Genomic DNA, 26,702 nt, shown 5'->3' with positions numbered 1-26,702 from the left:
CTCGGGTTTTTAGTATTATACAGGGAAACGATCGCAATCTCCTACTTCAACCTCTAATCCAGGGTTAGCTAATTCTGTCAGAGAAATTGTGATGCTTGTAGTTGGGCCAGTTATTACAAGTGTAGCGGCATCTCCTGTAGGGTCAGCATCAGTTAGAGTCAGTGTGAATGTCGCGTTTTCTGGTACACCTCCGGCTGGCGTTATAACACCGGTACCAGTTGCAGTAAGCCCAGTTACTAATCCAGTAGCAGGATCTGTAACACATTCAGGCTGGTTAAAGTCGTTGGCTGTAAACGTGAAGCTTTGGTCAAGATCAGCATCTGGTGTTCCAATTGGGGTAGGTCCTAATGTATCGATGTAGGTAACTTGTATCCTGCTACCAGAAAGGGTACATTGGTCACAAACCAGGGCAGTCAAATCTAGGTTTCCTGTTGTCGGACCACCTAGACCGCTTTCGAATACAAGGATGGATGCTTCGCCAGTAAAGTCTGCTGAACCTTGGCAGTCGCAGTTCAACGTCGGGAAGAAGGTTGGGCATTGTTGCGGGAATCGTGGTGTTGGGCATACGAACCCATCTTCTTCAATTGGAATGACAGGACGTGGTCCACAGAACTTAGCCTCGACCTCTAGCTTAACCTCAGCCTCGACTTGAACATCTTTACACATGGTCACATCAAGTACAACCATATCACCTAGCATTTGATTTAAAACAACTGTACATTGAACATCGAAAATATTACAGTTGATTTCTGTTCCCTCAGGGAAACATAGGATTACTTCATCCATGAAACTAACAGGTACTACGAAATTACAACCTGGTAGTGGTTCTCCATTGCAAAAGAATTGAACGCGGATATGGACATGGAAGGCAAGGGAAACAATTTGAGCCCCTGGAACACTAGGAATGTTAGCTGGAATGGCTCCGATAAAATCACAGCTTCGTGTACCAACTACTTCCGAACAAGTAGCGGTTATTGTGTTACCATCATGACGTGCATCTTCAATTGCCGCAAAGCATTCTTCAGGTATTTGAACTTTATTGCGGTCGCGATTTGTTAGAACAACCCAGTCATATACTTTAGTAACTCGAATACATTCAGGTCCGATGGGGTTCGGTACCACTTGTCGGCCCTGAATAGATTTGACGTTCCTTTTTTTCATCAAACATCTTTCCCTTCAGTATCAGGTTTTGAACACATTAACATACTATGGGGATATCTTTTTATGGGTACATTTTTCTTAGAAAATGGGCTAATAAATTATTATGAATTTATAAATGTATATTTATATAATCAAACTTCAAAACATAAAATCTTAAAAGAAAGATCAGGAGGTGAATAGGTGTTGGCTATTGAATGGCTTGATTTTTTTATTTTAATTTTGGCTACCTTCCGATTAACTCATTTAATTGTTTTTGACGAAATCACTTCATTTATCAGAAAACCTTTCTTGACTGCCACCATCCAAGAAAATGCCTCTGGACAACTGGAGGAAATCATTGAAATAAAAGGATCGGGACTTCGTCATTTCATTGGTACGCTTTTGAGTTGTTATTGGTGTGTAGGGTTTTGGTGTTCCGTCATTACTGTATTTATTTATTATTATTTTCCTGCTGTTTTTCCGATCATAGTGGTCTTTGCTGTTGCTGGAGCTGCCGCTTTTATTGAATCTAAAACATGAAAGCATAATCGTTTAAGGGGGAGAATTTTATGTAATTTGATATTCAGACTAAGATTATATGCTAAACATCATAAAAGTGCTTCATAGACAGAGTGGCTAGGTTTTGGATGATGATCTACCTAAAAAGCTGTTGTGGATTGATAGCAAGTACGAGGGGCGTTACATTTTATTATTAAGCATCAGGGAAGCTAATGATTGATTAAAATCCATTCTGTACGAATGGATTTTTTCTTAAAATAATAGGAATTGAAATGGGAAAAAACACAGTTTCTCCAGCAAAAAATGTTGGAACTCCCCATACAAAAGATGAAGGTAGATTAATATATATGGGATTAAGACAGGAAATGCTCAGGAGGTACTTAAAGCGACTTGAGTTTACTCGTCCTAAGGGTGGCTGAGTTCTTATTAGAGGCATGAAGATAAATGAAGGCGAGTAAGCTAATGTAAAGAGACTATTCAAAAGTTGATAGCTTTTGGAGGGGATGTATCCGGAATAATCAATTTTCCATTTCTATAATTCGGTATTCTTTATTCAACGAATGGAGAAGGATAGTTCAAGTATGTTATTGAGCGTTAGTAAATTTTAAGTGAATATACAATTGGAGGAGGATTAATGAAAGCAATCGTGTACACCAAGTACGGTCCCCCTGACGTTCTTCATTTGAAAGAGGTTAAAAAACCGGATCCTAAGGAGAATGAAATACTGATAAAAGTAAAAGCGGCAACGGTAACAATGGGGGATATTCGGTCACGGAGCTTTACAGTTCCCCTCTCTGTTTGGCTGCCAGCTAGATTTATTATGGGATTAAGAAGTCCCAAGAAAACCATATTGGGCTTGGAGTTATCTGGAGAAGTTGAGTCAGTGGGCAAAGATGTCAAGCTGTTTAAAGCAGGTGACCAGATTTTTGCAGCTTCCCAAGTGGGTTATGGTGCTTATGCCGAGTATAAGTGCTTGCGTGAAGACGGGCCCGTTTCCATAAAACCTAATAATTTATCTTATGAGGAAGCCGCAGCCATTCCAATTGGGGCACGTACAGCATTGTTTTATCTAAGAAAAGCTAACGTTCAGAGTGGTCAAAAGATTCTTGTCTATGGTGCTTCAGGGAGTGTAGGAAGTTATGCAGTACAAATTGCCAAGTTTTTCGGAGCAAAAGTTACAGGGGTTTGCAGTACCGCGAATATAGAATTGGTAAAATCTCTTGGAGCCGATAAGGTCATCGATTACACTTCAGAGGATTTTTCCAGAGATGGTGAGACCTATGATGTTATCTTTGAAGCGGTAAACAAGAGTAGGTTTTCAGCTTGTATGAAATCGTTGAAGAAGGACGGAACCTATCTAAATGTCACTGTACCGGTACCTGGCGTTCGAATGTTATGGACTAAATTGACAACCGGCAAGAAGCTGATATTGAGTCAAAATTCACCAGAAACTCCCGAAGCTCTAAACTTCCTCAAGGAGCTTGTTGAAGCAGGGAAGATAAAAGTGGTCATTGACAGATGTTATGCGTTTGAAGAATTAGTTCAAGCCCATAGGTATGTAGAGAAAGGACACAAGAAGGGAAATGTCGTAATAACTATGGAACATAATGGGGAATCCTGATGGGTGAAAAAACGAAGCCCTTAAAAAGCTAAGGAATGTGTTCTTAATTATAAGGCAGCAGGTTTATACGGAAGTATCGGGTACGGGTGTTATTTAGGTGCGCCGCTGGTACGATATAGGTCTGATTATAGAAAGGGAGTGGAAAAATGTTTCCGATTTTAGAAACAAAGCGGTTGGTCTTGAGAGAATTGGTTGAAGGTGATGCAGCAGATCTGTTAAAATGTTTTTCCAATCCGGATGTATTAAGATATTATGGGCAAACTCCATTAACGAATACAGATCAGGTGAAGCAAATCATTAGGAATTTTTCAAAGAGTTTCGAAGATAAACATGGAATTAAATGGGGAATTGAATGGAAAGGGAAGGAGGGCATCATTGGAACGATTGGATTTCAAGAATGGTCTCATGAACATAAAAGAGCCGAACTGAGCTATGCACTTTTCCCGAAATATTGGGGTAACGGTTATGCAACAGAAGCAGTCAGTAAAGTGATTTCTTATGGTTTTAAAGAGCTTGAATTAACGCGTATTGGAGCAATTGTTTTTATTGAAAATAAAGCATCCAACAAATTGTTGATCAATTTAGGTTTCAAAAAGGAAGGGATATTAAGAAATTATATGTACCAAAATGATGTTTCATTTGATACTAATCTATATTCCCTTTTACAGTAAATCCTTAATGATATGCCAAGGAATATTGAAAGGTTCACAGACAAAAAAGTGGGGGATGGTAACTGTTTTACGGAAATCAATAAATGAATATTCAGATATATATTTAAAAATTCATTGTTTTCCTGTAAGATAACAATATATAAAAAACCTGTCGACTTGTCGACTTACTTAGAAAACGTGAGGAATATAGTAATTATGGAATTCGAAAAAAGTGTTGAAAAAAGTTGGAGCAATCAACAAAACATAGGTTTAACAGCATATTTAAAGAAAATGAAGGGCGAAGCTAGGGAAAAGGATAGGATTGATTATATCGATTCTTTTGTTTCAGCTATAGGTGGGCTCATTGCTATAATCATTATTAGTTTTATAGCTGTCTATTTAGGATATCCGATGGCATTAGCTCCTCTTGGGGCGAGCTGTGTCATTGTTTTTGGCGCGCATAAAAGTCTCTTGTCACAACCCCGTAATGTTATTGGAGGACATATAATCTCTACAACAATAGCACTTACCATTTGGAGCTTCTTTGGTAAAAGCTTATTCATTATCGGTATCGTACTGGCCATTGTATTAATTATAATGACATTTACAAAAACTGTTCACCCGCCCGCAGCTGCTAGTGCCCTGGTTTCGATCAATTCTCAAGCTGGTTGGGGATTCCTGACTTCAATTGTAATAGGTACCTTATTATTAGTTTTTATATCGATGATTTATAATAATTTATTTCAAACAAGACAATATCCAAAACACTGGTTATGAAAATTTATATCACATACTTTTAATGTAAATGTTTTATGGCTCATCCCTTATTGTTGTAACTTCCTTACTTCAATAAGCGGGGAGCCGCTTTTTTTTTACTATAAGAGTTAAATCCTTACCTACCATACATAAAAATGAACTTATGATAATGATTTACTTAAGCTTGATGGGCAGTGGTAAAATCCCAGTAAAAAAGGTGAGTGTTCATGTCTGGATCTGTAATAGAAGACTCTTATCAAATATCCGCCATCACTCTCAGCATATCCATTTTGGAATGAAATTCTTTTCGTAATCCGAGGAGAAGTCGAGGTCATTGACAATCAAAATTCCTGGCATTTGGCGGAAAATGATCTCTTGCTAAATAATGCCAACGATGTCCATACCTTAAAGGGCATGAAGAAAATGTGGTTCTATTGCTGCAAATTCCTCTTAATTCCATCGATCAGCTTTATCGGGATCTTCATCATATATCGGTATAAAAGATGGTCATCCAGAATTATTTTCTGGCTGATCTTAAAATATGAACAGATGCGTTAGCTGAAGTTCTGAGCAGTCTCTTTATGAAGGCAGCTCTTTCTAATGCAAGTAAAGGTGCACTTGAGTCTTACACAATCAACCTCTATATACATATCATGTAAAATGAAATACTAAATGAAGGAGGTTAAGCTATGGTTACATTGGATCCTTTTGTGAAATCAAATATAGTGTTTGATGGTATCCATCTTGAATTTCTCACTCATAAAGAAGATGTTATTGTAGGTGATTGTTTAAGAAAGGGGGTCGTTTTCGAGAATCATATATTAAATTATCTAAAATCGATTATCAAGCCGGGAAGTCGTGTTCTTGATGCAGGCGCAAATATCGGTGCGATCGCTATTCCCTTAGCAAAAACCCAACCATGGGCAACGATATATTGTTTTGAACCTGATCCTCTAAATTATTCACTTTTAATTTTGAATATTACGCTTAATGGTATAAATAATATCCTTGCTTTCAATTATGCATTGGGTGAGAAAGATGAATTTATAACGTTCTATAGAAATGATAACAATTTTGGAGATCATCGTACATTAAGGACACCAATAAACCACAAAAGTTTTAAATCTTCACCAAATCGTATTCATATGGTGAATCCCGTTACATTTTTAAAGCAATCTTTAGGCGAACAATCCCCCAATTACTTTGATATATTGAAAATAGATACACAAGGAGCTGACTTTGAAATTTTAGAATCATGTTTACCTCTCATCAAAGATGATTCAGAAGTCGTTATCGAATATTCCCCTATACATTTACGTCAATACGGGACACCAAAGGGAAAAATAAGTGATATAATTAGTTATTTTTCAAGCATTGGGGTTTTAGGCCACACGATTTCCAGTACAAGTAAAGAAAAAGTATTGTCAGATTTTGATATACTCCCTACCTTTTATGATATCGTGCTAAAAGGTAAAAAATAAGTTAAATATACTTTATGCAATGTGGCAGGTTATTTGAAGAAGAAAAATGGAATGTATGTGTAGAATTTTCAGGGCGTTCCAAGGTGCATTTTACCGTTTTTATACCTCCGGTTGAGGTTGATAAAAGGTAAAGTAACCTTTTTCTTTTCTCTACTGGAAAGGAAGAAAAGCTAACGGCAAGCCCGTAGATGTTTCGGCTTTTATTCGAACCTTGATCCCTAAATTTAAATCAAGTGATTTTTGAGCTAGGCAACATATCAAAATAAAAGAGATTAATAAAATGAATTTGTGTTAAGTCAATTTAATTTTTTTAAAAAATAAGGAGTTAATGATGATGATAAAGGTCATTTCAACACAATTTTTGACGTCCTTATTACCTTCAGATTCGACTTTTAAACCAACCGAGAACATCACTAAATATAACAAAAAATTATTGATTAGTGCAGAATCAGGAATCCCTCATAATACTTCAGAAGGATTATTCGAATTAGATATTAAAACAAATTCAATAAAACATTTATTTAAAGGGAACTTTGCAGGAATAAAAAAATATAATAATCATTATTATGTTTTAAACAGAGATTTCAATCAATTATGGATTTTAGATAAGCAGTTAAACCAAATTTCCCAGCTGCCGCTCGACCAATTCTCCAACATTGATGATCTTCATGGCATAGATATTTCTAATGATGGATATATTTACATTGTTGGCACTAATAGAAACAAAGTTTTAATTATAAATCAGATTACAATGCAAAAAGAAGCTGAACTAATCCTCACAAACGAAAAAGAGGATTTCCACCATATTAATGATATATGTGTTACAGAAGATAGCCTATATCTATCTATGTTTTCAATCCTTGATAAATGGAAAAATTTCGACTTTTCGGATGGTGCGATTGTAAAGTTTGATCGGAGAAGTTTACTTCCTAAGGCAGTAGTCTGTCATGGCTTAAAAGCACCCCATAGCGTACTTATTTCAGAAGACAATTTACTTTTTTGTGATTCCCTTAATTTGAATGTTTCAAAGGTGAATCTTAAATCTAATAATATCTTTGTAGTGGCTCAATTCCACGGGTTCACTAGAGGTTTGTTTTTAGATAACGATATTTTAATTGTTGGTCAAAGTAACATGAGACACTTACAGCAGTTAAATAATAAATTTAATAATATTTCTTTGAATGCAGGTATCCATATCTTTGACCTTAAATCAAATATTAATCAATACATTAAATTACCAGTTACAAATGTTTATTCTGTTATTCCGTTTTAAAAACAAGATATTTAGCCAGTTTTTTAACTGTACCCTATAGAGTAGACACTTTAAAAAGGTCAGCTCTATAGGGAATTTTTATTTATAATGAGTTCAATGCGCTATGTACTTTGCATTGCAGGCAAAATGAGAAAAGATGCCAAAAATGCAATTCCTCCGAGAAAGATCATTAAAAGGAAGTTTGCATTAATAACGACCAGTGTTCGCAGAAATAATGAGAGCCCCAATTAAAGAATAAATTCCTGCTGTGGCCAAAGCATTATACGGATTTAAATTCCATAATTGTGCAGCATAACAGGACGTCTGACCTTTCATGATCCAACCGTTACCACCGGAACGGCAAAACTTGTAAATCCTCTCTTTGTTGTGCCATTAAAACTATCCACCCAAACATTTGCATAATAATCATACGGAGCAACCGAATAAAACATTAGGTATCCCCAAGCCGTATGAAATAAGCACTTCCTTTTAGCTGCACATAACCATTTTTCCCACCGTTTTTATTTATATATTCTGTTTCATAGGTGAGTGGACTTTTATTCACACAGCCTGTCAAATAGTTACGTAGTAAAGGGATAGTACTCCATTCCCATTAATGGACGAATACGGGCCAGAGGCCTTTTTTTGATTTATTAATATATAAATTACATTGTTCTTATATTTTATTAATAATGCAAAGGTAGTATTTAAATTGGTAATTACCTAAAAATTTTAAATGAGGAGGATATTTGTCTTTTTGCAAAATGATTACATAATGTAAGGAGCTAAACGATAAGTGGGAGGAATTGATTTTGAAAGCGAAAAATAAATTTGCTGCAATGATGACCGTTGTAACGGTTGGATTAACAACTTCTTTATCAAGTGTACAAGCATTCTCTGAATCTTCAAATTCAGAAAATATACGTAAACCGGAGCTCGTTTTTCCTGTAATCAGTGATGTACATATTGATGATGGATCAACTGCTGATATGAACAAGTTTAGAACAGCCATGGATCAATTAAACAAAGCTGCGCCTAAACAGGATGCTTTTATTGTGGTTGGGGATTTAACGGACTATGGATACGCTACTGAATATGATAAGTTCTTTTCCATTTATAATGAGAAGAAACAAGCTGGTGTCCAATCCATGTTTACAATGGGAAACCATGATTATTGGAATGGACTTTCCGTTGAAAAAGCACAGGATCGTTTTCTCGAGAAATCAGGAATGGATTCCCTTTACTATCATAAAAAAGTAAATGGATATGATTTTATTACGTTAAGTCCCGAAAATGGTAATACGCATGGTTTATATTCCGTTAAGCAAATTAACTGGCTGGGTGAAAAGTTAGCTGCAGCGGAAAAAGAGAATCCGGACCAACCAATCTTTGTTTTTCTTCATCAACACATTAAAGACACTGTATATGGAAGTGACTTGTGGGGGACTCAGGAAAACAAAGAACTTTTATATGATACATTAAAGAAGCATCCACAAGTTATTACTTTTTCAGGTCATTCTCATTATCCACTTGAAGACCCCAGGACGATTCATCAAAAAGACTTTACGTCTGTTGGCACGTCTTCTGTAAGTTATTTGGAATTAGAACCGGGCAAACTTCAAGGGTTTCATCCAGAAGGATATCGTGATATTAGTCAAGGGATGATCGTAGAAGTATATAATAATGAAGTTATCATTAAAAAACGTGACTTTCATAAAGACGATTGGACAGGAAAACCATGGGTAATAAAAAATCCTTCTAAAAAAAATAAATTTAAATATACAGACGACCGAGATCAGTTGCCACCATCTTTTGCAGGTAAAGACAAGGCTTCGATTGTAAAAGAAAAATCGACACTAAGAAGTTTAAATGTGACATTTCCCCAGGCGAAAGATAACGTGCTCGTACATTCTTATCACATAACGGCCAAAAACAAGGAAACAGGGGAGCTAGACGCAGATTTCACCGCATTTTCTGAATTCTATCTTGATCCTGTGCCAAAGAATTTAGAGTTCCCTGTAACCGGACTTAAGCCAGGAATAGATTATGAAATTAAGGTACAAGCACTGGATTCATTTAACAATAGCAGTAAAAAGGTGTTACTGGCTGATGGTCAGACAAAAGCACTTGAAATGGTCTCTGCACAAGCTTCTCCTTCTTTAGTAACGACAGGTGAATCGACTACACTCCAAGTGAAGATGAAAAACTTTGGAAATGATAGTGTAAAAAGAAAAATTAAAGTTGATGCACCTGAAGGGTGGACTGTGGAGCATAATGAGCTTGAATATGAGCTATCAGGATCTGAAGAAAAGAATTTGCCAATAAAAGCTATTCCTAGTAAGGAAAGTTCCGATTCTTCACAATTCACGATTACTGCTTACGAGGACGGCCAAATAATTGGTTCCAAGAAAATAAATGTATTCGTCAACATGATGCTTGGGGAAAGTTTTGACCAATTGGACTCTGCATTAAAGCCAGCAGTGAATGAAAACATTCCAAGTTCCATTCTCGGATGGAGCCATACAGCTCCTAACGGCTGGTCGGTTACAAATAGCTCGAATATGCCAGCTGGTACCGAGGAGTGGCAAGGGTGGAGCTTCACAACAAAGGAATTTTGGACAAAAGCGGAAGACCAAGATCGCAGCAAATTTGAACTTGGACAAGGTGTTATAGCAGTAGCGGATCCTGATGAATGGGATGATAACGGTTCACCAGCATCAAAAGGATTTTTTGATAGTACATTAACTTCCCCTTCTGTAAAAGTTGAGGGTGCAAAAGATCTATACGTAGGATTTGCTTCTCACTATAAACAAGAAGGAACACAAACAGCTGAAGTAACTGCTGTCTTTGATAATGGGGAAAAACAACAAGTTCTCGTTTATGACAATAAAGCAGCTTCGGATAATAAAAATGGACATGTTTTGAATAGGTATGAAGTTAAATCGATTAAGGTTCCTGAAGATGCATCTTCTATGAAATTACAATGGAGAATGCATAATGCGAAAAATAATTGGTTTTGGTCGATTGACAATATTAGATTGGATGACCAAATGATCGTCTCGCCAAATTATTGAGAAGAACAGGTGAACTTTTCTTGAAATTTATAAAAAGCGGACTTTCCTTAAGGGGAAGTTCGCTTTTTTCTATGTCACACAAACTCGGGACAAATAGTAAACTAATAAACCTTCATGGTCTTTTCCGTGAGCTTGATAAAGGTATAGCCTAATTAATTTCGTATCTTTAATGATAAATACTGAAGTGCAGTTATATATAATCTTTGGATAATATATAAATAATATCATTTTTATAAAAGGTAAAAATATTTTAACAAAAAACAAGCTTGGCCGGGACACCGCGATGCTTGCGCCGAGGAAGCTTGGCAGATAGTCGGCGGAAAGGGAGCGGATGCTAGAATTCAGTTTTTCAAATAAAAAAATATCGATCAAAAATAGAATAGGATTTTTTCCATGTATTTTAGAAAATTTTAAGATTTGTGTGATATGTTTTTTTAGTTCTAAGAAAAATTATCATGGAAATGCAGGAACAGCAGATAAACGGTGAACTCTTCTATAAAGGAGAAAACGAGAGATCGATACGGGGTGAAAAATATTTGTCAATTAAAATGAGGTTTCTGTTGTCCTATGTTGGCGTAATTCTTATTTCCATCACTTTATTTTTAACAGCTGGATTTTTACTTATTTTTGCAATAACAGGTGATGTAAAATCGATAGAGCATTTATATAAAAACTCTTATCTCCAAAAACCTTTGACTGCAGTGGAAGAAAGTGTGTTTCTCGATTTAAAGCTTTTGGCAAAAAATAACCCTGAACAGCTTCTAAACGAAGAACAGCTGAAGAGTCTTGAACATGGAGATATTAAGATTGTCGTTAGAAAAGATAATAACATTGAGTTTGCGTCCCCCGCACTTGATAAGCTAGGCTTGGTTCAATCACTTCCCATGTTCGAAGAAACGAACATCAATACACGGGACACAATCAAAATGAAAGACTCTTTTTTCACTTATGTGAAGTTTGATTTTTATTTTTCGGATAAAAGTGAAGGAAGCATTTTTGTCATGAGAAAGGCAAGTTCCTATGCCGAGCTGACTCGGGAGTCATTTCCCATTTTATTCGCCCTATTGTTATTACTGTTTGTAATGATTATTGGACTATTAAATTATTTAGTTTCAAGAAGCATCATCAAACCAATTTCAATACTTAAAGAGGGAGCGGAGCGGATAAAATCAGGAGATTTAAACTTTGAAATCAAAGCGACTTCGAATGATGAAATCGGACAATTGAATAGGGAATTTGAGGAAATGAGAAAAAAGTTAAAGGAGTCCGTAAACCTTCAGCTTCAGTATGAGGAAAATCGCAAAGAACTACTTTCCAATATTTCACACGATTTGAAGACACCGATCACTTCGATTATGGGATATGTTGAGGGGATAAAAGACGGGGTAGCAAACACCCCGCAGAAAATGGATAAGTATTTATCGACGGTATACCTGAAAGCAAGGGATATGGATTCATTGATAGATGAATTGTTTTTATTTTCAAAGTTGGATTTAAAAAAGGAACTATTCACTTATGAGACGGTCAGAATGGATAAATATTTGAAAGACTACGTAGAAGAGCTTCAACTGGATTTATTTCAACAAGGAATCCAAGTTGAACTTCAACAGCTGTATAAACCGATATACGTGTCAGCGGATAGAGAGAAACTGAAACGCGTATTGGCCAACCTGATCAGCAATTGTGTAAAGTATATGAATAAAGATGAAAAACACATTTCCATTTCTCTGCATGAAGGACTATATGATGTAGTTGTGCAAGTAACAGATAATGGTTATGGAATAGAATCTTCCGCTTTGCCTTATATTTTTAACCGCTTTTATCGGGCTGAGCAATCCAGGAATTCCCTGACAGGCGGAAGTGGTTTAGGACTTGCGATCGCCAAAAAAATTATCGACGAGCATGGAGGAGATATCTGGGCTACCAGTGAGATAGGAAAAGGTACAAGTGTTTTCTTTTCCATAAAGAAAGGTGAGGAAATGTGAAAAAGATATTACTTATTGAAGACGAAGTCAGTATTGCTGAATTGCAAAGGGACTATTTGGAGATCAGTGATTTTAGTGTCGATATTCAACACACTGGTGATGCAGGTCTCCAACAGGCCCTTCAAGGAAATTATCATTTAATCATTTTGGACATCATGCTTCCGGGGTTAAATGGCTTTGAGATATGCAAACAAATACGTGCTGTCAAAAATATCCCGATTTTGCTTGTATCTGCGAAAAAGGAAGATATTGATAAAATTCGGGGGCTTGGACTAGGAGCGGATGATTATATTACAAAGCCCTTTAGTCCAAGTGAACTAGTTGCAAGAGTGAAAGCGCACTTAGCGCGTTATGAACGTTTATCTGGAAGTCACCCCAAATCTAATTCAATCTATGTTCATGGAATTTCAATAGATAAGTCAGCACGCAGGGTTCACATAAACGGGGAGGTGGTCCCGTTTACAACAAAGGAATTCGATACTTTAGTGTTTTTTGTCATGCATCCTAATCAAGTATTAAGTAAAGAGCAGCTCTATGAAAATATTTGGGGATTGGAATCGGCTGCGGATGTTTCGACTGTCACTGTCCATATCAGGAAACTACGTGAAAAAATTGAAAGAAATCCTGCACATCCTAAATTTTTGGAAACCGTTTGGGGGGCGGGGTATCGCTTTAATGTTTAAATAGTATATTTTATGACCCGTCACGAAGGTGACGGGATTTTTTTATAAAACCTTAAGAAACTTTATGAATAAGTTAATCATTTTTTAAGAAATTGTTTAGAGGGAGTTTAAGATTAAGCACTAATATTATGGAGACGGATTGAGAAAAGAACTAAAAAATAAAAGGGAGAAAAATACTCATGCAACCTCAAACACATTTATAGCACAAATCATTTTGCATCAAGATCACCTCTAGGCAGATGAAAGGATGGTGTGTTTCATGCAAGGACGGCTAATGATTGTCATCGGGTGCCTATTCATCCTTCAAGGGTGTGCCTTAGATAGCGAAAGGGAGCCAAATAATCAGCAAAAGGAGTCAGGAAAGGGAATGAATGAATTACTGATTCAAGCAGTAGAACGAAAAGAAACGGAAAGAATAAGGAGTTTGATTGATGAAGGTGCAGATATTAATACACAGGACTCGGCAGGGCGAACCGCCACTATGATTGCGACTTATAACAACGATGCAGAGTCTGCAAATATCCTTATTGAAGCGGGTGCAGACGTCAACATTCAGGATGAAATGAAAAATAGCCCCTTCTTGTATGCCGGTGCTGAAGGGTATCTAGATATACTTAAACTTGCGATTGAAGCAAATGCCGACCCGTCCATAACCAACCGTTATGGAGGAACGGCTTTAATCCCTGCTTCGGAACATGGATATGTAGAGGTTAGTAAAGAACTTCTAACTAAAACTGATATTGATGTGAATCATGTAAAAGATCTCGGTTGGACAGCTTTGCTAGAAGCTATCATTTTGAAGATGGTGATGGAAAACAGCAGCGAACAGTGCAATTGTTAATAGATCATGGTGCAGGTGTCAACATTCCTGATAATAATAATGTGACCCCTTTACAACATGCCCGCGAAAAAGGATTTAAAGAGAATGAACAAATTTTATTAATAGCAGGAGCAAAATAACCAGATTGCGATACTTTCATTTTGTAATGTCAATTGCACCGCTAGTTAATTAAAATCACAATAAGATATGAGGAGACGAAAAAATGAACAAAAAAGCAAAAATTTCATCATCTATACTACTTGGATTAACATTGGCCCTAACAGGATGTAACACAAATGCACAAGACAGTCATAATGCACAGAAGCAGGAACAAAATGCCAAAGATAGTAAACAAGAAAATAAGTTAACAGCAGGCCAGGAATTGACTAAAATTCTTAGTGGCACGAATTGGCAAGGTACAAAAGTTTATGATAAGAATAATAATGACTTAACAAAGGAGAATGCTAACTTTATTGGTCTCGCAAAATATGACGATGAAACATCCAGATATGAATTTTTTGATAAAAATACAAAAGAAAGTCGTGGTGATAAGGGAACTTTCTTTATTACCAATGGGAAGATGCGTGTGTTAATTTCAGAATCGATGGGTTACCAGGCCGTTGTTGAAATAACAGAACTGAACAAGGATATGTTTACTTATAAAAGAATGGGTAAAGATGCTAATGGTAATGACGTAGAGGTGTTTGTTGATCATATTCCTTATACGGAAACAGAACTTTCCTTTACAGATCCAGACAAAAATTTGGAAACTTACACAGGGGACGTAGAAACAGATGTTGATGGAGAGAAAATTTTATCAAGCACCCCATGGCAAGGAACAGTGGCATTGGATGAAAAGGGAAATGATGTATCAAGCTATAACTCGAATTATTTAGGTCTGGCAAAATATGATGATAAAACAAATAAGTATGAATTTTTTGATGCTAAAACCGGTGAAAGCCGTGGTGATTACGGCTATTACGATGTTGTTCACGGCAATAAGATAAGAGCCCATGTTTCACTAGGGGAAAATAAATATGGCGCAGTTCTTGAACTTACAGAGCTTAATGAAAATAAATTCACTTATAAACGAATCGGTAAAGATAAAGAGGGAAAAGATATAACGATAACAGTGGAACATATACCTTATGAAGGTGATTTGAAACTAAAATCTACTAAGTAAAATAGTAAGAAAGGGATTTTGCATGAATAGCAAAATCCCTTTCTTTATATAGTAATAGAATGGTGGTTAGAGATGTTTAAACGTTAAACCGTTCAACAGATGTTTCAAGGTCATTTGCGAGCTTAACCATTGAGGAGGTGGAGAAGGAAATGTCCTCCATGGATTTCGCTTGTTGATCGGTTGATTGTGCCACTTGCTTTGAAGCCACTGCCGTTTCCCTTGTCAACCCTGCAAAATCTTCTATCGAAGCATTGATTTCCTGAGAACTTGCTGCCATTTGCTCTGTAATGGCTGATATTTCTTGAATCTGATCACTAACATGCTCAAAAGATTTTATAGTCTGTTTAAATGTTTCTCTTGTATTCAGCACAAATTTTGTCCCTTCCTCTACCTCATTAGTTCCAGTTTCCATCATTTTCACTGATTCATTTATGATGGATTTAAAATGAAGCAGGGACTCTTGAATATGGATTGCAGATTCCTTCGTGCCCACTGCCAATTTCCGTACCTCGTTCGATACCACCGCAAAACCTTTACCTTGTTCACCGGCTCTAGCAGCTTCAATTGCCGCATTTAGTGATAGCAGGTTTGTTTGCTCGGCAATTCCTGTAATTACGTGTACAATATTCACGATCTCATTTGCTTGTTCGTCCAAATTCTTTATTCTTGAACTCGTTTGCAGCATCACATCTTTTACTTGCAGAATTTGATTTGAGAGTTCATTTATATCTTGATTTCCAATGGACATCCTAGTTGAAACATGATTTGTCTGCTCGCTGACTTCTGAAGAAGCTTCGGCAATTCTTTGTATACCTATGGTCATTTCCTCGATGACCCTCGATGATTCTTCACTTCTGTGCAATTGTACTTCCGCAGCTCCTGCAACTTGCTGAATCCCATTGACGATATATTGTGTGGAAGTATCCATTTCCTTGATTTTGTGTTCGATATCACTTGATGATTCCAATAACTGGAATGATGAGCTTTTCATGGAATTGACGATCATAGTTGTATTGGTGATCATTTCCTCAAAGGATTCCACTAAAACCTTGATTTCGTCGTTTCCCTTAACCCTTGTGTTGCTAATCAGTTTATTGGCTGTTAATAAATCTCCATTTGAGATTTCCTTTGCAGCCAAGCTGACCTTGAGAAGCGGGCTTAACTTTTTAGTCAAGAACCATATTAGTGCACCCACTACGATCGCCATTAAGATTACATTGATTATTATCATAAGGGGAAGGGTGCCACCCAGAACCGTACTGGCCGTAGCATCGACTTTGCTGGCATCGATATCCACCCCTAGAATTCCAATGACCTCGTTTCCATTCTTTATGGGAACGAAAACGGATAAATAGTCACCATATTCAGGATCATGAACGATGGAAGTGGTAGAAACCTTGCCCTTCATGACGCTTTCTACATCCTGAAATGAAGTTGCGGTTGTGGTTGTTAAAATGGGAGATGCTTTTTTATCTCCCTTCCCCATTCCGTCTATAAGAATATGGACTTTTTCGCTATTTTCGTCAATCCCCAATGTATAGACATATAATGCTCCAGTTTTTTGTTTATAATCGTATAACTGTTCGCGTATCTCCCAATATGTAGAGGTTTCGGATTGATTACTTAAAAAATCGGCATAAGATGTTGGATTTATTCCTTGAGCGATGTTGCTTGCAATGTCCAGACTGCTCATAGCGATTGTTTTCTCAACCGTATCATTTGTACTCTTATACATCAATAGTAAACTTCCAATTAATGTGATGACCATGCCTGTTAAAAGAACAAAACCTATTTTCGTACTGAGTTTATTCATCTTTGTTTATTCCTTCCCCGTGTTATATATTAACCATGTTTTATATATCGGTAATAATTGAATATATTTAATGAGACTTTAAAAGCTTCGTTGGAGTTTTTAAACTTTTATGTTAAAGCAGAATCTAAAGGAGTATGAAGGAATTGGAGAGGGGGGAAATAATAAGACCCCATGACACTGCGAAGCCATTTTTTTAAGAATGGCAGTGTCGTAGGATCCGTTAGTATTTTTATATAGAAAGTCACGAAATCTAGGGTTTGCTGTAGCCGTTAGGCTGATATGCGTTTATTTTTCCGTTGAATAATCCATATTTCTATTGCTCCGGAGCCAAGCAATACTCCTGAAACAATGAATATAAGTCCAATGAAATGTGCAGGAACTATGGCTTCATTAAGGAAAAATGCTGCCCCTAACAAAGAGAATAAGGTATTTAAGTTAAGAAATATCGATGATTCGGCTGCGCCTACCTTCCCGATGGCATAATTATAGCTCATGTGCCCAAGGGCAGTGGCAAAAATAGCGGAGAAAAAGAAAGCTCCCCAGATGGATGGCGGTGCCGTTGCCAGTGAAGATAAGCCCTCTGGTTCCTTCCATAAGCTGATGGCAAAAAGAATAAAAGATCCGATAAGCATCATGTAGCCGGTTAATAATCGTGGATCCATTGTTTTTGAGGCTTTATTAATTAGTATGAAACTCAGTGCCTGTGAAAGAATGGAAAGGAGAATATCCACATCTCCCAGATTAATAGAATGAAGTCCTCCGCTTCCTGCCATAACGGTAAAACTTACACCCAGGGAACCGCAAATAAAGCCCAGCAGTTTGATTAACGTAGGTTTTCTTCGAAAGAAAATCATGGTCAAAATGACAGTCAATATTGGCCCCATGCCCAAAATCAATCCAGCATTCGAGGCGGAAGTCTTTGTCAATCCCTCAGCTAAAAAATAATGATGAAAAACGACACTCAAAAGTGCTCCTCCAAAAACGTAAAAAAGTTCACTTTTTTTAGGAAGGCGTATTAGTCCAAAGAAGAAAAGGATAATAATGACGATAAGAGAAGCAGTGAAAATTCTCAATGAAGTGATCGTTACTGGTTGCGTATGCGCAACTAAAATTTTAATAACTGAGACATTTAACCCCCACGTGATCATTATTCCGGTAAGTAAGATGTATATTTTCAAAAAACTCATTCCAAACAACCTTTCAAACTTATTTAACAATTGATATATTATACAACTTTCACCAAATTAATAGCAAAGAGTAAAATTTGATTGAAAAAAATCTGAAGCTGCCAATCATTAAAAAAGAGCGATGAAACAGTTCTTATCCGTTTTCCGTTATATGATTTTTTATCTTAACTTTAGCAGAAATATCATAAAAAATAATATCGAATAAAAATAAAATTACAAATTATCAAACTTTTCTATTGTTTTTGGTAGGGTTTTCATTTACAATTTCCTTATGATTTACCAAACCGGTTTAGTAATTAACTAAATCGATTTAGCAATGAAGCTTAATTAAAGTGATATGATCAAATGTTTTCTTTTTATTTGTGAATGTTCGAAAGAAGGAGGTACTGTATTGTCAACAAAATATGGTGTTTTAACGCTGGGCGACGCCATGATTACGCTAAATCCGGAAGAGACAGGACCTTTAAGATTCGTTAACCGTTTTGAGCGAAAAGTCGGAGGCGCTGAACTGAATTTTGCGATTGGCTGTGCAAGGCTAGGCTTGCGGTCAAAATGGATAAGCCGTTTAGGCAAGGATGAGTTCGGCAGAGTTATCTATAATTTCGCTCGTGGGGAAGGCGTGGACATGAGTGATGTGGCCTATGTAAATGGATATCCAACATCCCTTAACTTTAAAGAGATCCGGGAAGATGGTTCCGGAAAGACATTTTATTACCGCTATCAATCTCCCATTTTAACTTTAAAACCTGAAGATATAACAGAAAAGATGTTTGAAGAGATTGATATAGTCCACCTTACTGGAGTGTTTTTGGCCATAGATCCTAAAAATGTTGATATTGCCAAGAGGGTAATGGACATTTCAAAACAAAAAAACATACCTGTTTCTTTTGATCCAAATATCCGCTTAAAGCTATGGTCCATCGAGGAAGCAAGATCAGTTTACTATGATATTTTTCCATATGTTGATATTTTGCTTACAGGTTTAGATGAAATAGGATTAATCATCGGAACGGACTCTAAAGAATCATTGGCGGAATTCGCAAAGGTGAATGATATTGATCAGCTTGTTATTAAGGACGGGAAACATGGTTCAAAACTTTATACCAAAAATGAATGGCATGAAAAAGAAGCTTTCCCTGTAATACCTGTAGATACAGTTGGTGCGGGAGATGGTTATGATGCCGGTTATATTTACGGATACCTTAATGGTTTATCTATTGATGAAAGATTGGCATTCGCAAATGGTGTAGGAGCTCTTGTCACCACTGTTGCAGGGGACAATGAAGGATTACCATATTTGGATGAAGTAATACCTTTCATACAGAATGAGACTGTAATAGAAAGATAGTAGGCAGAAAAGAAATGGGAGGGAGAAAATGGCAACAGTAACGATACAAGCCGAGGAAGCAAAACGATTAGTCATAGAGCAGCTGACCAAAGTGGGTTTGAATGAAGAAACTGCCGGAAAAATTGCGAAAGTATTGGTTCATGCTGATCTCAGAAATGTCAATTCCCATGGTGTTTTACGAACAGAGCATTATGTGAACCGTTTACAGGCAGGAGGAATAAATCCCGATGCACAGATTTCCTTCCAAAAGACAGGGCCCGTTACCGGTGTAATCGATGGAGATGATGGATTTGGGCATGTGATCAGCGACGTGGCCATGGACCATGCAATCGATATGGCGAGAGAAAATGGCGTGGGCATGGTGACTGTTTTTAATAGCAGCCATTGCGGAGCACTAAGCTATTTCGTTCAAAAAGCCGCAGATGCAAAGTTGATTGGCATCGCGATGTCACATACCGATAAAATTGTGGTCCCGTTCGGGGGAAAAACATCATTTCTTGGTACCAACCCAATCGCTTACGGAGTTCCAGCCAGAACGAAGAAACCCTATATTCTTGATATGGCAACATCCAATGTTGCATGGGGTAAAATTCTCCAGGCACGCGAAGAAGGAAAGGAAATCCCTGAAGGATGGGGTGTCGATGAAAATGGAACTGCGGTCACGGATCCGAATAAAGTCGTTTCCCTTTCCACTTTCGGAGGCCCGAAAGGCTATGGTCTATCCGTAATTGTAGATGTGTTTTCTGGATTATTGGCCGGTGCGGCATTTGGCCCGCACATTGGGAAAATGTATGACGATCTTGATAAGAAACGGAAGCTGGGACATTATTTTTGTGTAATTAATCCTTCATTCTTTACAGATACCGATATATTTTTAGAGCAAATGGATCAAATGATTGAAGAGCTGCAACAGGTTGAACCTGCTCCAGGGTTCGATCGCGTATATGTACCGGGTGAGATTGAACAAATCAATGAAGAAAAAAACCTGAAACAAGGTATTACGATAGCATCAAGTGTTTATGAATTTCTTACAAAGTAGGTGGAGAAATGAAAGCGGTTCAAGTACGGAAAGCTCATGAACTTATCATACAAGAAGTGGAAAAACCACGGATTTCAAACTCGACGGATGTCCTTGTAAAAGTAAAAAGAGTCGGGATTTGCGGATCGGATATGCATATTTACCATGGTACGAATCCTCTTGCTACGCTGCCAAGAGTCGTCGGGCATGAAGTAGCGGGAGAAGTTGTGGAGATTGGACAAGGCGTCGAGGGCATAAAAGTTGGGGACCATGTTGTTATTGAGCCCATCAGTTACTGCGGGAAGTGCTACGCCTGCCGCAAAGGGCGCCAAAATGTTTGTGAAAAACTGTCCGTTTTTGGCGTACATGAAGATGGTGGTATGAGAGAATGGTTCGTCGTTCCCGAGAAACAATTACATGTTGTGGATTCCGCGTTGGCCTGGGAAGAAATAGTATTGGCTGAGCCATATACAATCGGCGCACAGGCAGTTTGGAGAGGCGAAGTGGAGGAAGGGGAAACAGTGCTTATCCAGGGAGCTGGGCCTATTGGAATTTGCATATTAAGGATGGCAAAGCTTCAAGGAGCATCAGTGATGATCACGGATTTAAGTGAGGAGCGTTTGGAATTCGCTAAAGAAAGCGGCGCCGATATCACTGTCCATGCGGGAAAAGAAGATGTTCAAAAACGAGTGGAAGAATGGACGAATGGAGAAGGTGCCAATGTCGTCATTGATGCAGTATGTTTGCCGATGACATTTGAATTGTCCTTTGATGTCGTATCGACGGCGGGCCGGATTGTCGTACTCGGTTTTGATGAGCGTCCTTCAGCGGTTTCCCAGCTGCCAATAACTAAAAAGGAAGTATCGGTTAAAGGATCTAGGTTGCAAACCAATCAGTTCCCAAAAGTGGTTAAACTTTTGAATGAAGGAAAACTCAGACAAGAAGGTTTAATTACCCATACATTTTCGTTGGATGATATCCAGGAAGCATTTAATTTTGTGGAAAATCATCCCGAACAAGTTCGAAAAGCGATCATCGTTTTTAATTAAAGGGGGGCAGGAGTTATGGACAAGCATTCAATCATTCATCGAATAAAGGAAACGAAAGTTGTAGCTGTTATCCGGGGACAGGATGCAAAGGAAGCGGTACAGCTGTCCAAAGCAGCTGTGGAAGGCGGTGTTCGGGCAATAGAATTGACGTATACAACACCGGGAATTGAAGAGGCTTTCAAAGAACTGCAGAATAAGGATGCACTCTTAGGGGCAGGATCGGTACTTGATTCTGAAACGGCTCGACATGCGATTTTAGCTGGTGCCAATTTTATCGTCAGTCCCTATTTTGTCAATGGTGTAGCCGAACTTTGTAATCGATACGGCATTCCCTATATGCCTGGTTGCATGACAATCAAAGAAATGGCTACGGCAATGGAAGCAGGTTGTGATGTTTTGAAGTTATTTCCGGCAAACCATTTTGAACCTTCTTTCATCAAGTCGGTTAATGGTCCATTGCCTAATGTAAGTATCATGCCAACCGGCGGAATTAATCTGGATAACATGAAGGACTGGCTGAATGCAGGTGCGGTAGCAATCGGGATCGGCAGTGACTTGAACAAAGCCTATCAAAATGGCGGCTATGAAGCAGCAGTGGAATTAAGCGGAAAATATATGCAAAAGATTGCGGAATGACAGAGGTGCATGATGAACATTACATTTAGATGGTATGGGAAAGACAATGATACCGTTACATTGGAGCACATTAAACAGATTCCTGGTGTGAAAGGGATTGTATGGGCACTACACCAAAAACCTGTTGGTGAGGTATGGGAAAAGGAAGAAATTAAAGAAGAAATCGAATATATCCAATCATTTGGTTTTCATACGGATGTTGTAGAAAGTGTAAATGTCCATGAATCGATTAAATTGGGTAACGAAGACCGCATGATATATATTGAGAAATACAAAGAAACGATACGAAATCTCTCGGACGCTGGAGTGAAAGTCATTTGTTATAACTTCATGCCGATCTTTGATTGGACTCGTACGGAAATGTTCCATCCTTTGGAAGATGGCTCAACTGCCCTATTTTATGAAAAGGCGAAAGTGGATACGTTAGAACCGCAAGATTTGATTCGTACTGTGACGGAAGCTTCAGATTTAACTTTACCAGGTTGGGAACCAGAAAAGATGGATCGAATTTCTGAATTATTCGAAGCTTACAAAACTGTCGACGAAGAGCAGTTATGGGCGAATCTTGAAATATTCCTAAAAGAAATATTACCGGTTGCCGAGGCTTGCGGCATTAAAATGGCTATTCATCCAGATGATCCGCCATGGTCCATTTTTGGCTTGCCAAGAATCATCACTGGAGAATCGAGCTATGAAAAACTGATCTCGATTTCGGATTCACCGTCGAATGCATTTACCATGTGTACAGGATCGATGGGGGCAAACCCAGAAAATGATATGGTCCAAGTGGCTAAAAAGTATGCAAATCGTTCGCCTTTCTCCCATATTAGAAATGTGAAGATTTATGAAAATGGCGACTTTGTGGAAACATCGCATCATACCCAGGATGGATCCATCAATATACAGGGCGTCGTGGAAGAATTGAGTAAGCAGAATTATACTGGTTATGTCAGACCGGATCATGGCCGCCATATATGGGGGGAAGATTGCCGCCCTGGATACGGTTTATATGACCGAGCATTGGGAATCATGTATTTGCTCGGATTATGGGATGCATATGAAGCTGGTAAATCAGGTGCGGTATCATGATCCCCATCCATGAAAACTTAACGAACAGAGTGGCAGTCATTACTGGAGGCAGCGGTGTTTTATGTTCGAAAATGGCTGTGGAATTGGCCCGTCATGGTGTCAGGGTAGCTATATTGAACAGAACGGCCGAAAAAGGGCAAGAAGTGGTCGAACTCATTGAACAAACAGGGGGCACTGCATTATCCATAGCAGCAGACGTTTTGGATAGAGCCTCATTGGAGAATGCAAGAGGAAAAATAATAGAAGCATTCGGAAGAGTGGATCTATTAATAAATGGGGCGGGAGGCAATCATCCTGATGCCATTACAGCTCCAGAGAAATATGGGGAAGAAGCGGAAGGGAAATCCTTTTTTGATTTAGATGAAAATGGTTTCTCCCAGGTTTTTGCCAGTAATTTCACCGGTACATTTTTGGCCAGTCAGGTTTTTGGAAAAGAGTTATTGCAAGTGGAAGCACCAGTTATCGTAAATGTATCTTCCATGAGTGCCTACGCTCCGATGACTAAAGTGCCAGCATACAGTGCTGCCAAAGCTTCGATAAATAATTTTACCATGTGGATGGCTGTACATTTTGCCGAAGCGGGTTTACGGGTGAATGCGATTGCTCCAGGATTCTTTTTGACGAAGCAAAATCGGGATCTTCTGCTTAATGAAGATGGCAGCCTAACAGCAAGGTCTGATAAAATCATTACTTCAACACCCATGAAGCGTTTTGGGCAGCCTGAAGATTTACTTGGAACGTTGCTTTGGCTCGTTGATGAATCCTATTCGGGCTTTGTCACAGGCATTACGGTACCGGTCGATGGGGGCTTCATGGCATACTCCGGTGTCTGAATTCAGCTCCTATAAAAAAGCAAACAAGTTAACGTGATTACATTAGTTCCATGGTATGGGAAATTGACTTTTTTACTGCATCGGAAGGTGATTGTAAAGCTTTACTTATTATAATAGAATATTCCTTATATACTGAAATCACACGACAGGAATGAATGAAATGAAAACCATTACAATTACTGATGTCGCCAATCACGCGAAAGTATCAAAAAGCACAGTTTCCCAATACCTGAACAAACGCTATGAATATATGAGTGAAAAAACAAGGAAAAAGATTGAAGAAACAATAGAAGAGTTAAACTATCAGCCTAATATAATAGCGCGCAGTTTAAAACAAAAATCCACTTTCACTGTTGGAGTAGTGGTTGCCAATATCCTTCACACGTTTTCAACGCAAGTTATTAGAGCGATAGAAAACTACTTTTATGAACAAGGGTTCCATATTATCGTATGCAATGCGGATGACAATCCTGAAAAGGAAAAGAATTATATTGAAATGCTAAGGGCTAAACAAGTGGATGGGATCATCATTTTCCCCACGGGGGACAATCTTGATTTATATCAACGTATGAAGAGTGATCGATTCCCGATTGTTTTCATGGATAGGACAATCCGAGAATTGAATATTGCTACAGTCATGCTCGATAATCACCTTGCTTCCAAGTTAGCGGTCGATCGGTTTATTGAAAAGGGTTTTGAAAACATTGCAATCATAACCACTTCAATAATACGCGATATCAGCCCTCGAATCGAACGGATCCAAGGGTATAAGGATTCACTCGCGTCACATGGGATACCAGTCAATTCTGAATATATAAAAACCGTGAATGCAGACGAAATTCCGCTTGCACTTTCAGAGTTTTTCGAATTGGAAAAACCGCCTCAAGCCATATTGGCAGGAAATGATATCGTACTCAATGAAGTATTGCGTTATATGAAACAGCATGAAATCCATATACCTGATGATATAGCGGTCATAGGCATCGATGATGTACCATATGCGAGTTTCTATACACCGACCATCACAACGGTTAATCAGCCAGCCATTGAAATGGCCAACTTGGCAGCGGAGTTACTGCTTGGTCAAATCAATAAAACAGGAAATGAGGATACAAGCGTGCATCGCTTGAAACCGACTTTGCTTTCAAGGAATTCTTGCTAGAAACGGAGGTAAGATTCCTGTGAAAAAGAAAGCGCTTTTTTACAGGAATTCTAAACCGATTTAGTTAAAGATCTTTAGACTTTACTCTTGGTTATTAAATGGAAACGTTTCCAAAAATGATTGCGCATTTACAGAAATGTATAGGGGGGTACAATATGTTTTCAAATGGTAGAGGAATGGTTATCGCATTCTTGTTCTTGGCAGGGGTAATAAATTATCTGGACCGATCTGCACTGTCCATTGCAGCTCCGTTCATTCAAGATGATTTATCTTTAACAGCCACACAGATGGGAATTATTTTTAGTAGCTTTTCCGTTGGTTATGCCATATTTAACTTCCTTGGAGGAATGGCATCCGATAAATGGGGAGCAAAGCTAACGCTTTTCGTGGCGATGATCGTTTGGTCTTTATTCAGTGGTGCGCTGGTACTTGCTGTCGGTTTTGCCAGTATGATCGTCATCCGCATCCTGTTTGGGATGGGCGAAGGCCCTCTTTCAGCAACCATCAATAAAATGGTGAATAACTGGTTCCCGTCAAATCAACGGGCATCTGTCGTTGGTTTGACGAATAGCGGGACTCCGCTTGGTGGCGCAATCGCAGGTCCGATAGTTGGATTCATAGCCATCTCATATGGATGGAGAGTTTCTTTCATTGCCATAATGATAATTGGTCTTATATGGGCGGCTTGCTGGTGGAAGTTCGTTAAAGAAAAACCACAAGAGTCAAAAGAACAGAAACATACAGGAAAATCTTATGTAGCGGCAACATCTGAAGGAAAGGTGAAATTCACCTTTTATTTAAAACAAAAAACGGTTTTATTTACAGCTCTAGCCTTTTTCTCCTACAACTATATTCTCTTCTTTTTCTTAACTTGGTTCCCAAGCTATTTGGTGGATGCACGCGGCCTAAGTGTGGAAAATATGAGTATCATTACAGTGATTCCTTGGATTTTTGGATTCATTGGACTAGCTTTGGGTGGATTCGTGTCGGATTTCTTCTATAAAAAATTCGCTCAAAAAGGTGTTTTATTCTCACGTAAACTCGTGCTTGTAACATGTTTGTTCTTATCAGCGGTATGTATCGGTTTTGCCGGACTTGTATCCACAACGGTCAGTGCAGTAACGCTTGTAGCACTTTCCGTCTTCTTCCTATATTTGACTGGTGCCATTTACTGGGCAATCGTCAACGATGTCGTCGACCCTGGTAATGTTGGATCTGTTGGAGGTTTTATGCATTTCCTGGCAAATACAGCAGGAATCATCGGACCGACGTTAACAGGATACATTGTCGATACCTCTGGCACATACACAGTTGCATTCTTGCTTGCTGGTGGATTGGCCATCGTTGCATCGCTTGCAGTCATCCGTTTTGTACGACCGATAGTTAAGCCTGCGTAATGGATT

General features: G+C 38.2%; 21 protein-coding genes and 1 pseudogene. 19 read left to right on the top strand and 3 right to left on the bottom strand.

All coding sequences use genetic code 11. From position 1 onward, the window contains the following. Positions 1-15: 15 nt before the first annotated feature. A complete protein-coding gene (locus tag J7I96_RS17495) occupies positions 16-1,122 on the bottom strand; it encodes a BMQ_0737 family morphogenetic spore coat protein (protein ID WP_214772760.1) in 1,107 nt (368 codons plus the stop codon). 219 nt (positions 1,123-1,341) lie between these two features. On the opposite strand from J7I96_RS17495, the gene J7I96_RS17490 reads away from it, so the two are divergent. From J7I96_RS17490 to J7I96_RS17440, 11 genes and pseudogenes are all read left to right on the top strand, one after another. Next, the gene (locus tag J7I96_RS17490) at positions 1,342-1,680 is read left to right on the top strand and encodes a DUF1360 domain-containing protein (RefSeq protein ID WP_214772761.1); all 339 of its coding nucleotides are present in this window, start codon (positions 1,342-1,344) and stop codon (positions 1,678-1,680) included. Positions 1,681-2,293: 613 nt separating this feature from the next. Continuing rightward, complete coding sequence (locus J7I96_RS17485) at positions 2,294-3,280, top strand: NAD(P)-dependent alcohol dehydrogenase (protein WP_214772763.1); 987 nt, start codon at positions 2,294-2,296, stop codon at positions 3,278-3,280. 146 nt (positions 3,281-3,426) lie between these two features. Further along, a complete protein-coding gene (locus J7I96_RS17480) occupies positions 3,427-3,951 on the top strand; it encodes a GNAT family N-acetyltransferase (RefSeq protein WP_214772764.1) in 525 nt (174 codons plus the stop codon). A 195-nt stretch (positions 3,952-4,146) separates the two neighbouring features. Continuing rightward, complete coding sequence (locus tag J7I96_RS17475) at positions 4,147-4,707, top strand: HPP family protein (RefSeq protein ID WP_214772765.1); 561 nt, start codon at positions 4,147-4,149, stop codon at positions 4,705-4,707. A 668-nt stretch (positions 4,708-5,375) separates the two neighbouring features. Further along, positions 5,376-6,167, top strand: coding sequence for an FkbM family methyltransferase (locus J7I96_RS17470; RefSeq protein ID WP_214772766.1), 792 nt, complete (start codon positions 5,376-5,378; stop codon positions 6,165-6,167). Between the two features lie 334 nt (positions 6,168-6,501). Then, a complete protein-coding gene (locus J7I96_RS17465; protein WP_214772767.1) occupies positions 6,502-7,440 on the top strand; it encodes a DUF4915 domain-containing protein in 939 nt (312 codons plus the stop codon). Between the two features lie 791 nt (positions 7,441-8,231). After that, entirely contained in the window at positions 8,232-10,493 is a 2,262-nt protein-coding gene (locus tag J7I96_RS17460) for a metallophosphoesterase (protein ID WP_214923051.1), read from the top strand. Positions 10,494-11,029: 536 nt separating this feature from the next. Then, complete coding sequence (locus tag J7I96_RS17455) at positions 11,030-12,478, top strand: sensor histidine kinase (protein ID WP_214772769.1); 1,449 nt, start codon at positions 11,030-11,032, stop codon at positions 12,476-12,478. Further along, positions 12,475-13,161, top strand: coding sequence for a response regulator transcription factor (locus tag J7I96_RS17450; protein WP_034307161.1), 687 nt, complete (start codon positions 12,475-12,477; stop codon positions 13,159-13,161). The genes J7I96_RS17455 and J7I96_RS17450 overlap by 4 nt, the downstream gene beginning before the upstream one ends. 259 nt (positions 13,162-13,420) lie before the next feature. Continuing rightward, positions 13,421-14,121, top strand: a pseudogene (locus J7I96_RS17445) (ankyrin repeat domain-containing protein). A gap of 83 nt (positions 14,122-14,204) precedes the next feature. Continuing rightward, positions 14,205-15,164 (top strand): DUF4822 domain-containing protein, encoded by a 960-nt coding sequence (locus J7I96_RS17440; protein WP_214772770.1) that lies wholly within the window; start codon positions 14,205-14,207, stop codon positions 15,162-15,164. Between the two features lie 76 nt (positions 15,165-15,240). Here J7I96_RS17440 and J7I96_RS17435 read toward each other — a convergent pair whose 3' ends face one another. Beyond that, positions 15,241-16,371, bottom strand: a complete 1,131-nt coding sequence (locus J7I96_RS17435; RefSeq protein WP_483861579.1) for a methyl-accepting chemotaxis protein — start codon at positions 16,369-16,371, stop codon at positions 15,241-15,243. Positions 16,372-17,246: 875 nt separating this feature from the next. Further along, complete coding sequence (locus J7I96_RS17430; RefSeq protein WP_214772772.1) at positions 17,247-18,164, bottom strand: DMT family transporter; 918 nt, start codon at positions 18,162-18,164, stop codon at positions 17,247-17,249. Positions 18,165-18,555: 391 nt separating this feature from the next. On the opposite strand from J7I96_RS17430, the gene J7I96_RS17425 reads away from it, so the two are divergent. The 8 genes from J7I96_RS17425 (at position 18,556) to J7I96_RS17390 (ending at position 26,696) form a co-directional block, all read left to right on the top strand. After that, positions 18,556-19,512: a sugar kinase gene (locus J7I96_RS17425; RefSeq protein ID WP_214772773.1), complete on the top strand. Its 957-nt coding sequence runs from the start codon at positions 18,556-18,558 to the stop codon at positions 19,510-19,512. Between the two features lie 28 nt (positions 19,513-19,540). Further along, positions 19,541-20,551, top strand: coding sequence for an ureidoglycolate dehydrogenase (allD, locus tag J7I96_RS17420; protein ID WP_214772774.1), 1,011 nt, complete (start codon positions 19,541-19,543; stop codon positions 20,549-20,551). An 8-nt stretch (positions 20,552-20,559) separates the two neighbouring features. Further along, positions 20,560-21,579 (top strand): zinc-binding alcohol dehydrogenase family protein, encoded by a 1,020-nt coding sequence (locus J7I96_RS17415; RefSeq protein ID WP_214772775.1) that lies wholly within the window; start codon positions 20,560-20,562, stop codon positions 21,577-21,579. A 15-nt stretch (positions 21,580-21,594) separates the two neighbouring features. Continuing rightward, on the top strand, positions 21,595-22,215 hold the full coding sequence (locus J7I96_RS17410) for a bifunctional 2-keto-4-hydroxyglutarate aldolase/2-keto-3-deoxy-6-phosphogluconate aldolase (protein WP_214772776.1): 621 nt from the start codon (positions 21,595-21,597) through the stop codon (positions 22,213-22,215). A gap of 12 nt (positions 22,216-22,227) precedes the next feature. Continuing rightward, entirely contained in the window at positions 22,228-23,304 is a 1,077-nt protein-coding gene (gene uxuA, locus J7I96_RS17405; protein ID WP_214772777.1) for a mannonate dehydratase, read from the top strand. Next, positions 23,301-24,137 (top strand): SDR family oxidoreductase, encoded by an 837-nt coding sequence (locus J7I96_RS17400; RefSeq protein WP_214772778.1) that lies wholly within the window; start codon positions 23,301-23,303, stop codon positions 24,135-24,137. The genes uxuA and J7I96_RS17400 overlap by 4 nt, the downstream gene beginning before the upstream one ends. 160 nt (positions 24,138-24,297) lie before the next feature. Then, positions 24,298-25,299 carry a LacI family DNA-binding transcriptional regulator gene (locus J7I96_RS17395; RefSeq protein WP_214772779.1) on the top strand — a complete coding sequence of 334 codons (1,002 nt, stop codon included), beginning with the start codon at positions 24,298-24,300 and terminating at the stop codon, positions 25,297-25,299. 155 nt (positions 25,300-25,454) lie between these two features. Then, complete coding sequence (locus tag J7I96_RS17390) at positions 25,455-26,696, top strand: MFS transporter (protein ID WP_251025308.1); 1,242 nt, start codon at positions 25,455-25,457, stop codon at positions 26,694-26,696. Positions 26,697-26,702: the final 6 nt, after the last annotated feature.

It is taken from the genome of Bacillus sp. ISL-78 (genome assembly GCF_018613455.1).
Classification (GTDB): Bacteria; Bacillota; Bacilli; order Bacillales; family DSM-1321; genus Peribacillus; species Peribacillus frigoritolerans.
This window is presented reverse-complemented; position numbering and strand designations above follow the sequence as displayed.